8 protein-coding genes are annotated in these 11,759 nt (G+C 43.8%); 4 read left to right on the top strand and 4 right to left on the bottom strand.

The window, feature by feature from the left end; all coding sequences use genetic code 11:
• Positions 1–3: 3 nt before the first annotated feature.
• Together CW749_RS15240 and CW749_RS15235 are read right to left on the bottom strand one after the other, a co-directional pair.
• A complete protein-coding gene (locus CW749_RS15240) occupies positions 4–1,029 on the bottom strand; it encodes a hypothetical protein (RefSeq protein ID WP_101113128.1) in 1,026 nt (341 codons plus the stop codon).
• Positions 1,030–1,288: 259 nt separating this feature from the next.
• Complete coding sequence (locus CW749_RS15235) at positions 1,289–2,512, bottom strand: diguanylate cyclase (protein WP_101113127.1); 1,224 nt, start codon at positions 2,510–2,512, stop codon at positions 1,289–1,291.
• A 244-nt stretch (positions 2,513–2,756) separates the two neighbouring features.
• Between CW749_RS15235 and dinB the strand changes: the two genes are divergently transcribed.
• Positions 2,757–3,824: a DNA polymerase IV gene (dinB, locus tag CW749_RS15230; protein WP_101113126.1), complete on the top strand. Its 1,068-nt coding sequence runs from the start codon at positions 2,757–2,759 to the stop codon at positions 3,822–3,824.
• 13 nt (positions 3,825–3,837) lie between these two features.
• Here dinB and CW749_RS15225 read toward each other — a convergent pair whose 3' ends face one another.
• Positions 3,838–5,757 (bottom strand): RecQ family ATP-dependent DNA helicase, encoded by a 1,920-nt coding sequence (locus tag CW749_RS15225; RefSeq protein WP_101113125.1) that lies wholly within the window; start codon positions 5,755–5,757, stop codon positions 3,838–3,840.
• Between the two features lie 152 nt (positions 5,758–5,909).
• On the opposite strand from CW749_RS15225, the gene CW749_RS15220 reads away from it, so the two are divergent.
• A complete protein-coding gene (locus CW749_RS15220) occupies positions 5,910–6,392 on the top strand; it encodes a transcription elongation factor (RefSeq protein WP_101113124.1) in 483 nt (160 codons plus the stop codon).
• An 86-nt stretch (positions 6,393–6,478) separates the two neighbouring features.
• Positions 6,479–7,225, top strand: coding sequence for a YggN family protein (locus CW749_RS15215; protein ID WP_101113123.1), 747 nt, complete (start codon positions 6,479–6,481; stop codon positions 7,223–7,225).
• An 87-nt stretch (positions 7,226–7,312) separates the two neighbouring features.
• Here CW749_RS15215 and CW749_RS15210 read toward each other — a convergent pair whose 3' ends face one another.
• Positions 7,313–9,856: an Ig-like domain-containing protein gene (locus CW749_RS15210; RefSeq protein ID WP_101113122.1), complete on the bottom strand. Its 2,544-nt coding sequence runs from the start codon at positions 9,854–9,856 to the stop codon at positions 7,313–7,315.
• 466 nt (positions 9,857–10,322) lie between these two features.
• Between CW749_RS15210 and CW749_RS15205 the strand changes: the two genes are divergently transcribed.
• Positions 10,323–11,672, top strand: coding sequence for a sodium-dependent transporter (locus tag CW749_RS15205; RefSeq protein WP_101113121.1), 1,350 nt, complete (start codon positions 10,323–10,325; stop codon positions 11,670–11,672).
• Positions 11,673–11,759 lie beyond the last annotated feature (87 nt).

The raw sequence follows: 11,759 nt of genomic DNA, 5'->3' as shown, positions 1-11,759 counted from the left end.
GGATTAAAACCTCACACCTAACGTTAGGTCGAAGGCAGGGTTGCCGCCCCATGTGCCGTTTTCAAAGGTGTCTTTGCTGATGTACATCAAACCGAGATCGACAAAAATATCTCCTTGAGTAAAGAAGGCATTTCGTGGTGGTGACAGTTCTAGCCCTGCACGTACTGCGATTTTTTGTTTGTTCTCAACAAACTGAAAGCCCGAACCCGCGTAAACAGATAACCAATCATCGGTAATCGCATACAGTGCTCTTGCTTCTGCACCAAAGCCTTGAATCGAGAAATTTGTACTACCGTCAAAGTTGCGAAAATAGTTACCGATAAAGGCAAAGTGAGCGCGTTCTGATGGGGTGTGCCCGCTGTAGTAACGTATAGAAAGGTCCGTTACATTTTGTATGTCTTCACCATCAGTTGAAGTACCGTTGATACCAATGTAACCAAGAGCGACGCCGACCCCGCTCTCCTTTACATTTTTCTTTGCGATTACATCCGGATCCTCCTTTATATCGAAGTTTCCCGTCCACACCACTTCGTTATTTTGAGTACTAACTAGTGACATCGTGATGTTGTGAGTATTGTCGCTAAGAGGTGCTCGCCACGTTAGAAAGGCGTCGACACGTATTTTCTTTCCGAGCTTCCGCAGTTCATCATTACTTGAAAGTCCATGCTTAAACTTTACGTTGGAGGCAGAGAGGTTGACTTGTGTTTTTCCACATTCGATACAGCTGCGTACTTTGATCCCATTGTTTTTCATTTTGGCAGTTAGGATTGATGTCAGCTTGAGCAGCTCTGTTTTTTCTTCGTCCGTTACGGCTTTACCCTCGAAATACAAGGCGACGCTTTGGATCTTAGCTAGAGACTTATTGTCTAAAATGTCGAACCAAAGATCATCGTGTTCTAAGAATTCTTCAACTGTTTGTGCTCCATTATCTTTTGCGGAGAAAAATTCATTTAAAGGCTTGGAAAAAGCAATCGAAGAGTAAGAAATTAAAAGGGTGCTAATGGTTAGAATCGTGACTTTTTTCCACACAATGAAACTCCATTCAGATCGGGGCTAGGGAAAAGACCTCGAACTGATAGGCTAGGGGACTCGCACTATTTGAATCGCCTTGCACACATGATCCCGAGGGCTGGGTATGAAGAGTATTTTGTTAACCCTTTGGATTTCGTGCAATAAACCATTGAGCTGATGATTAAACGCATGGCGTGCTTTGTTTAGAGGGGGTATGTAGCTTGAAGTGATTTTGCCGCTTTGAGTGATCCGTATATATAGAAATGGTAGGCGTAGATTAGCGTGCAACGAGGCGGTTTCGACCTTCTTCTTTTGCTTGATACAATAGGTCGTCAGCATCCCGAATAATTTTTTCTAGATTTTGCTCTTCATTTCCAGAGCTAACCCCAATACTGACTGTTAGATGAATTTGCAAATCCTCGTATTGAACAGCCGTTTTCTCTATTCGCTGACGCATGTTGTCTAGGCGGCTTTGGAATTCTTGATAATCCCCACAATGTTGAATGCAGAACTCTTCACCACCAAATCTCACCGCAATTTCATTTTTGAAGTAGATGGATATAATTTGCGCCACAGTAACCAGTGCTCTGTCGCCGCCATCGTGACCATAGGTATCATTCACTTTCTTAAAGAAATCGATATCAATCATGGCGATATTGCGATTATCATAACATTTATTATTGTTCTCATTGAACAAGTAGCGACGATTCCAAAGCCCAGTTAACGCATCTTGATTAGCAATGCGATAAAGTTCATCAGTGGCGTCCTTCATGTCTAGAATGTGTTGGACACGGCAATAGAATTCTTCTTGGTTGAAAGGCTTGTAGAGGAAATCGTTAGCGCCCGCTTTTAGAAATCGGGCTGTCATTGTGCGGTCGTTATTACCCGACAGACCAAGAATAGCCAAGTGGTTACGATCGTACTGGTTTCGAATTTCCCTAGTCATGGTAATACCGTCTTTATTCGGCATATCATGATCGGTGATGATCATAGTGATGTCGGGGTTTTCTGCCAATATATCTATCGCTTGCTGACCATCATTTGCTTGTAAAGTGTCAATGTATTGATGCTCAAGGAGATATACTACGTGGTTTCTCACGGTAATAGAATCGTCGACAACCAATGCTTTGTGCGTATGGTTCGCCATTAAACGCTTTAGAAGTGGGATCAAATAGGATACAGAAGCACTGCTGTCTTTCGTGATGTAATCGAGTACACCTTTGGCAATAACATGTTCACGGATACTGTCATTAAACTGCGCCGTGAGCACAATCGCACGGATCTTGTGTGATAAAACGAGATCGATGATTTCCCCGTCAGGACCATCGGGTAAGCAATAATCTAATACAGCACATAGAAAGTCAGTATCTTGGCTTATTATGTTATTTGCCGCTTCTAGAGACTCGGCTAAGACAACCTCAAAACCAATTTGCTTAAGTTGCGAGTTAAGATAATTACGAAAGGCTCGACTATCCTCGACAACCAAAATCCGATTTAGCACCAGCGCTCCATATTTCTTCTAATTCTTTAATGACCTGTTTGTTAAGTCTAATCACAAAAGTGAGTACTTCCATAAAAAAACATTTTATTTCCAATGTCGTAAAAAGGATGAGACAGAATATACAATTGCTAAGCTTTTTGAACTGCCAAAATTTGTCAGGAGAGTTTGGTAAGTGCTGGGCCATGCTTCAGACTTTTATTATACTGATTTTTTATACAGTGTTTCATGTGAGAGCATTTGAGCAATGGCAAATGATGCGATGAAAAAAATAATTCATGTGGATATGGATTGCTTTTATGCCGCAGTGGAAATGCGCGATAACCCTTCCTATAGGGGGCGACCTCTTGCTGTTGGAGGTAGTGAAAAGCAACGCGGTGTTCTGAGTACGTGTAATTATGAAGCGCGTCAATTTGGTATTCGATCAGCAATGCCAACAGGGCAGGCTTTAAAACTCTGCCCTAATTTGCTAGTGGTGCCAGGGCGAATGCAAGTTTACGTTGATACCTCACGAAAAATACGCGAAATCTTTGAGCGGTATACGTCAATCATTGAACCTCTCTCACTTGATGAGGCCTATCTGGATGTTACTGAAACTCAAGTTCTTCATGGCAGTGCCACATTAATAGCGGAGGCGATTCGCTATGACATTTGGAATGAATTGAAATTAACGGCTTCTGCAGGCGTCGCACCTATCAAATTCCTAGCGAAAGTTGCATCTGACATTAACAAACCCAATGGCTTGTGCGTGATCCCGCCAGATAAGGTTCAGGAAACGATTGATACACTGACACTTGATAAAATTCCCGGTGTGGGAAAAGTATCTTTAGAAAAGCTGAATAACGCGGGATTTTTTACTTGCCGAGATATTCGTGAATCGGATTATCGCTCACTGCTGACTCAATTTGGTCGCCTAGGAGCGTCGCTATGGAAGCGAAGCCAAGGTATTGATAATCGAGATGTGGTTACTGAGCGCGAACGTAAATCGGTTGGTGTCGAGCGTACTTTTTCTAAGAATATTCGTACGTTTGATGAGTGTTGGAAGGTGATAGCAAACAAACTCTTCCCTGAATTAGAACATCGTTTAGTGAAAGCTTCACCAGAAAAAGCGATCATTAAACAAGGTATAAAAATGAAATTTGCTGATTTTCAGCAAACCACGATAGAGCATATTCATGGTGAATTAGAGCTGGAAGATTTTCGTGGTTTATTAGAAAAAGTGCTGCAACGTCAGAAAGGCAGAGAGATTCGTTTACTCGGGTTGAGTGTTATGCTCAAACCCGAGCAAGAAGCCAGACAGCTCAGCTTCTTTTGAATCTAATACACACCTAATTGCATTTTACTAACTCTAGAACCTCACTAAATGGGGTGCTTTCCAGCCGACCGAATCCTTCCATTTGCCTTGCTTTAAGTCGTGTCGATTCTGGTGTGGTGATACCACATAAGAAGCGCGCTAAAGCTTTGGGTGTGGCTTGGTCTTTCATCGCATGTTGATAAGGTGCGATCCAATTTGGGATATTCTCTCGTTCGTATTCAGCGAAATTTGAAGATGGCAGGGTGGCAACATGCCCGTTGCAGACTGAGCAGTGTTGGCAATTTTCTGGGGCATTTTCATCGGCAAAGTAGCGAGCAAGTTGTTGGCTTAAGCATCGACTGTCTTCAAAGAAGGCGACCATCTCCCGAATTCGATTGATTTCACTGGCTTCTTTTTGCTCGAACAAAAGGTGCATTTGCTCGGCTAATTCGTGGGGTGATTTTTGGGTATCCAGTACACGGTAAACATCGGTTGCTTGTTTGCTTTCCAACTCAATCCAACCGTTTTCATGAAAGTAGTCCAAGGCAGAAACCACTCGGCTTCGTTCTGCTGAGTAACCTTGCCATAAAGCGTCAAAATCCAATGTATGCCAAGTCTTAGCTTTGGGGGAGCATTGGAAAATCGCTTCCACAAACTGTTTCCTTTCCCCTTGGAATCGCTGGAAAATCGCTTGTTGATCGACATTTAATTTGAATCGGTAATCTGCGAAATAGGTAAACCGCGGTTCAATGACGCCTTGAAGCTCAAGATAAACCAGCAAGGTTTTTAACGGGAGTTGACGAATGTTGACCTCTTTAGAAAGCCTATTAAGCATAATGCTCCACTCGTCTGAGTGTTCGTATATTTGCTCAATGACCATTTGAATGGAATGAGCGTCGGGTGTATCGCCGTATACAAAGTTCTCTAATACTGTTAACCCCGATTTGTCACCAAGCAAAATACACTGGGAGCTTTGTCCGTCTCGACCCGCTCGACCAATTTCTTGTGAGTAGTTTTCGATAGACTTTGGCAAATCAAAATGAATAACGCGGCGAATGTCGGCTTTATCCACCCCCATTCCAAAGGCTATGGTAGCGACGATACAAGGGACATGACCTTGCATAAAAGCGTGCTGGATACGCTCGCGATCTTCGCTTTTTAAACCGGCATGGTAAGCCTGAACCTGTACCCCGTGATTACGTAGGAACCCAGCAACTTGTTCAGCCGTTTGCTGTAAAGTGACATAAACAATAGTGGGTTCTGAAGGCGAGCCATTGATAATGGTTGCCAACTTTTCCAATCGATCTTCGGCAAGACAAGTTTGAATATTTAAATGCAGGTTAGACCGATAAAACCCCGTAATGGTGATGTGTTCCGGCTGAATGGCGAACTTACTCTGCATATCTGAGATGACTTGCGGCGTGGCCGTAGCGGTTAACAGCAACACTTGCGGAATGTTCAACGCTTGTTGGTATTGAGGCAGCTTTAAATAGTCAGGGCGAAAGTTGTGCCCCCATTCAGAGATACAGTGCGCTTCATCCACAACCATCATAGAGATGGGAACTTGTGAAATGAATTGACGAAAACGCTCGTTTTTCAACCTTTCAACTGAAATCATCAGTATCTTAGTTGTCCCATTTCGGACAGATTGCATGATGCGTTGAGTGGTTTCTCTGTCTTGGGTTGAATCGATGGATTCGGCTTCAATGCCTTTACTTTTTAAAAACTGAAGCTGATCCTTTATCAATGCTAATAGTGGTGAGATCACCAAAGTTAAGTGGGGAAGGTGCAAGGCGGGCAGCTGGTAGCAAAGGGATTTACCTGAACCAGTCGGAAAAATCGCCGCACTAGAATGACCTTGCAGAACGTGATTCACTACATCATTCTGACCTTTTCTTAGCTCGTTAAAGCCGAATACGTGCTGCAAACTTTGGCGAATAGCCTGATCGACCATGTAAAACCTTCCCCTCTTTGTATCAATCCGGCTATTCTAACAGACCCTAAAGTTCTAACAGCCTCTAGTTTCTAAAAGATCTAAGCTTTAACAGATCTTGGTTTTTAACAGATATACGTTTCTAACGGTTTTAAGTTTGGTGAATAAAAAATATGAATAAGTCTGAGGTTCGGCAGGCATTTCTAGATGAATTGCAGCGCATACATAAAACGGCGCTAAGTGCGGCTCAAACGGCTATTGAATCCGCAACAGATGAAGAAACGGTACCAGAACATAAGTACGATACGTTGGCATTAGAAGCGGCATATCTTGCTCACGGACAAGCGCAGCGAGTCGCTGAGTGTGAAGAGAACATTCGGCTTTATTCTGAGTTAGTGCTTCGAGAATTTGATGAGGACACGCCGATTGCTGTTTCGGCTTTGGTAAAACTTGACGATCTTAATGGAAATGAGAGCTGGTATTTTATCGCCCCAACGGCTGGTGGAACGAGTGTCGAATTCAATGGTGAGTCGATAGCAAGTGTGACATTACAAGCACCTTTAGGGCAGCAGTTGAAAGGAAAGTATCTGGGCGATGAAATACAATTATTGGCTGGAAATCAACAGAGCAACTTTGAAGTCGTTGAGCTGTTATAACAAATTACTGACAATTCACCCATTAACTTTGTTAGCTTGATTATTCTGTTAGCAAAAATTGAACATGGGTCTATTTTGAGGTGACTATGTATATCAAATGGATAGGGTTAGCACTGCTAACAATAAGTACTTACTCACATGCTTCGCAATGTAAGGTAGATGTCGAAAATGAGGTCCATTTAGATGGGAACCGAGTTGAAGTTTATCAACAAGGGGAAGCAAAAGTTCTTATAGATAAGGACAATAATGTCTTTATCAACGGTGAGAAGTTGGCGCTTGATGAATGGCAGCATAAAGCTGTAGATTCATATCGTGAGAAAATGAACGAGTATGTGCCAAGAGCCAAAGACATTGCTAATAATGGTGCGGATCTCGCAAAAGATATTGTTGATGATGTCAGTGCCAGTTTTAACGACAGTCAAGCGTTCAATAATGTGAAATCTGCCATCGATGATTTTTACACTGACTTAGAATCTCGCTACTACCAAGACGGTGAATTTATTCTTAAGGAAAATGCGTTTGGTGATGCCTTCAGTCATTGGAAAAAAGACTTTGATGGGGCGATGGAAAAGTTTAATGGGGAGTTTTTCTCCAGTGCATTTTCGGCTTTGTCTGAAAAAATGAAGACGGAAGGCGGCATTAATTTTACTGAATTACAAAAGCAATTGGGTTCACTAAAAGACACGCTGAAAGAAAAGATTGAAGGGCAATCGGAGGAGATTCGCAAAGAAGCTCAGCAATACTGTGAACAGCTAAAAGATGTGGCGAGTGAAGAACAAAAACTGCATGAGAAAATACCAGCTCTAAAAGACTACCCAGTATTCTTAATCTAATACTTTCAATACTACAAAACAGACAACAAAGGGGAGCGAATAGCTCCCCTTTCTCTATTTAGTTACCTGTGCTGACTCAGCGAATCGCTATTGTCCTGCATTCAGTTGGTCTAGTTTATTACCAACAGGCACAGAGAAGTTGAAGCCATCGTGCTGGTCCCAGTTGATAGACCATGTCATCACGCCACCAAAACTTGGATACAGCTTAGCAGGCACAACCGTGCTGCATTTCGTGCCTTTAATTAGACAGTCGAGCGCATCATAGATGTTTTGTACTGGAGCTTGACCTGAGTTAGCACTGCTAGGACCTGATGGCAAGCCAATGGCTACCTGATCGTCACGCAGCGGAGCGAACTGAGTACCATCAGCCAGTTTAAACCCTTCAACCAGCATTTTTGCTGAGGCTACCATCATATCGACAGAGCCTTCAGGTGCAGCGCCGGGCATGTAAGGGTTAGGCAAACCACCATTGTTGTATAGCTGAACATGAAGCAAGTCTAGAGTGTCACGCACTTGGTCAATCACCGGAATGTACGCACCCCAAATACCAGTGTACGCGATCATCCCGCCTTGAACATATGGGTGCTCAGGCGCCATTGTGAGGTACATATCGCCACCCGTATTCGCTTCAATCGCTTTAAGAGCACGACCTAAACGAGCCTGTATTTGAGAGCCATGTAATAGGTTTGAACCACTTTCTAAGTCAACGTCTAACCCGTCGAAGCCCCACTCTTTGATGATGCTTGTTAAGCTGTTCACAAAGTTGGTTTCATCTTGGTCGGTATTTAAGGTAATAGTCCCTTCAGCTCCGCCTAGTGACAGAACAAAGATTTTCCCTTTGGCTTGCAGCGCTGCCATATCTTGCTTGAACTGAGCTGGATCGAGTGCAGGGCAAGAACTGTGGATATCGCCTGAATACAAGTTGAAGTGAACAGTACCGTCGCTGTTGCGATCGTTATCTGCAAATGCGATGTCAATAATATCCCATCGCTCTGACATATCAGCCAAACGAAGTGGGCAGCCTGAACCATTCACAAAATTATGCCAGTAACCAATAAGATTATGCTTCTTGGCGATTTGCTCAACCGCATTAACAGTAACACCGGATGAAACCGCGCTGTTTCCAGAGGAATCTTTGGCAATAACAGTTAGGGTGTAGTTACCGATTGCAGCCGGTGTCCAATTTACGCTGTAAGGTGCAGTAGTATCCGATGAAATAACAGAGCCATTAACCAAGAAATCAACGCTTTGAACTGTACCTGTTAAGCTGGTTGCGTCCGCGCTGATTGCCGTTGATTTACCGACGCCAACGGTGCTTCCGTTTGCCGGAGAAGTGAGTCGGGTAACAACGGGTTGGTCACTCACGGTAACCAAAGCACTTGCTTCGCCTGTTGAACCACCGTTATCAGTGGCGATGGCTTTCACTGTGGTTTCACCTACAGCCGTTGCTTGCCAATTAACGGTGTATGGTGCTTGAGTATCAATACCTAAACTTGTGTTGTTTGCAAAGAATTCAACTTGCGTTACGTTTCCGTCTGCATCACTTGCTTGCGCATTTACCGCTACGGTTGAGCCAGCGAGAATAACATCACCAGTAGAAGGTGCTGTTAAAGTGACTTCTGGGGCTGCACTGCATGCACCTAGCCCAGTCCATGCTTCTTTCCAGTATTCACCCACACCAGGTTCGTATGCCCATGCTGAGTTAGACGAACACCAACCTGCAACGTCACAACGGTATTTCTGATTGGCATTTTCGACCAATGCACCTGCGCTGTATGCAGTGCCTGCAACATAAGGCGTAGTATCAGCACAACCACCAGAGGACGGCGACTTCACATTCACAGATACCTCTTGGCTAGCTGTTGAAAGGTTGTCGTTATCTGTTGCCTTAGCGGAAACAGTATGCGCACCAGCTATAGCTGTCCAGCTATGTTCAAATGGCGCTGCTGTGTCTGTCGCAACAAGGTTACTGTCCACATAGAATTCTACTTGCGTAACCGTGCCGTCGGTATCTGCTGCATTAGCGGATAGCGTTAGTACGTCACCTTGAGTGACAGACTCAGAACCTGTTGGAGATATGAGATCGATACTTGGTGCAACCAAACCACCTGCTGGTGCTACCTGTACTAGAACTGATGATTCGTTCGTTGCACCTAAGTTGTCAGTTGCAATGGCAGAAATCGTGTGGCTACCTGTCTCAGTCGTCCAATTCAGCGTATAAGGTTCCGCTGTTGCGACACCCAAGCTCACACCAGATAAGAAAAACTCGACTTGCGCGATGCTGCCATCAATGTCGGAGGCGTTGACTTGCAAACCAATGACTTGACCTGTTGTTAGCTGCGCATTGTTGAGTGGCGATGTAATGCTCACTTCAGGAGATGCGTTGAAACCACCACACGCTCCTAGCCATTTCCATTCTTGCCAGTCACCAGAGTGAGTCGCTGGTGAATTTCCTTGCGACCACCATCTAGCCTGATACGCGTTGTTGTCTTGTTGAACCTTTCCATCAGTAGAATAGGCACCATCTGGCTGCCAAACTGGCAGTGTTCTACAATCGACCGTTGCCGCTTGAACTGCGCCGGTCAAGCTTAAAGCGGACAGTATTGCTCCGCTGATAATTGTTCTTTTCATTTCTTCTCCCGTCTTAAAAAGTATGGGGATATACAACTGCCCCCAGAACTTGCTCAAGCAGCCAAATATGACGACTTACGTCATTTCTGAGAGGTTGCTTGGGTATAAAGTGCTTAATTTATAAACGCACAAAGTCTCTATTTATTAGACGGAGAGTTAAACAATGTCATTGTTAGGATATTGAATTAATTGCAAAACTAGATTGAATATCACAGAGAAATATTCTGATGCTCTTGAGTTTCAGTATGTTTTCGAGGCACTTCACCTTATTTTATTCGGAAAATTTCATGTGTATTTTTAGTCGTAGTCTGAAAAAGAATACTTTTCGATGCAATTCTAAATTCCCAGATCAATTGTTTGTAATTTGTGCGTTTGATTGGGTATTACTGCTGCTTACTCTTGTTATTGCCTGTGTAAAACACTATTGTACTAGTCAACTAGTTCGTAAGTGTGTCAGTAACGTAGTATGGCAAATACAAGAGAAAATTTTGGTTCGAGATTGGGTTTCGTGTTGGCTGCGGCCGGCGCAGCGGTAGGTCTTGGAAACATATGGGGTTTCCCTACTCAGGCTGCGAGTAACGGGGGCGGTGCATTTTTAATGGTGTACCTCTTCATGATCCTCGTCGTGGCTTTTCCTATGCTGGTTGTTGAAATGGCGATAGGGCGTCATGGTCAAGCCAACCCTGTCGATAGTATGAAGTCGCTTACAGGGAACCCGATCGGTAAAAAAGTCGGAGGTTTGGTCGGTTGGATTGGTCTTAGTGTACCTAGTGCCGTTCTTGCTTTTTACTCCATCGTGGGTGGGTGGTTAATCTGTTTCTTACTGGGGGCGATAACCGAGCTATTCGGTTTTGCGTCCGTAGCTCAATGGTTTAAAGGCTTTAGCGTTGAAAGAAACCTGTTTGGAACATTGGTTTTTTATGTTCTGACTATTTTGATTGTTCAAGGTGGGATTAAGCAGGGGATAGAAAAATGGTCGACTCGATTAATGCCCGCGCTGTTTGTTTTGTTTGCATTGCTTTTCGTCTACATCATGATGCAATCGGGGGCGGTAGAAGGGCTTAAGCATTATTTGATTCCTGACTTCGAAAAAATTTGGGATAGAAAACTGATTCTTGCGGCAATGGGACAAGGCTTTTTCTCACTGACGATTGGTGGCTGTTCGATGCTCATCTATGGCTCATACCTGAGTAAAAAAGAAAACCTGCCCAAAATGGCAATGAATGTCACGCTGGTGGATACCGCAGTCGCTTTCATCGCTGGTTTAGTCGTTTTGCCTGCGATGTTCGTTGCCATGCAAAAAGGCGTACAGATTTATGCAGAAGATGGCTCTTTACTGAGCTCCGATACCTTAGTTTTCACTGTTTTGCCTTTGATGTTTGAAAGCCTTGGTTTGCTTGGTCAGCTATTTGCGATCATTTTCTTCTTACTTCTTACGATTGCAGCGCTCACGTCATCTATCTCTATGCTGGAGTGCCCAGTTGCTTTGGTGAGTGAACGTTTGGAATCAAGACGCAGCACCACAAGCTGGATATTAGGCGGTTTAATTGCACTGTTTAGTGTCGTGATTGTCTTTAATTTTGGTGAGCTGTTTGGATTGGTAGCCATGGTTGCGACCCAATATTTACAGCCTACAGCTGCATTAATGTTCTGCCTGTTTGGTGGATGGGTGTGGAATCGACATTCAAAAATTAAAGAGCTTGAACTCGGTAATCCAGACTTTCAATTGGGCTGGTTCGGTAAAATTTGGCCAGCGTATGTGAAGTTTGTTTGCCCTATTCTTGTGGCGACAGTTATATGGGCGTCATTTGGTTAAAGGTTATCGGTTAATTGATGTGCCTTTAAATGATACCTACAAAAAACGCCGCTGATATCAGCGGCGTCAGATTGATGACGAACCCCA

The organism is Vibrio sp. vnigr-6D03 (assembly GCF_002835515.1).
Classification (GTDB): domain Bacteria; phylum Pseudomonadota; class Gammaproteobacteria; order Enterobacterales; family Vibrionaceae; genus Vibrio; species Vibrio penaeicida.
The sequence above is the reverse complement of the archived record's forward strand: the minus strand, read 5'-3'. Positions and strand labels throughout refer to the sequence as shown.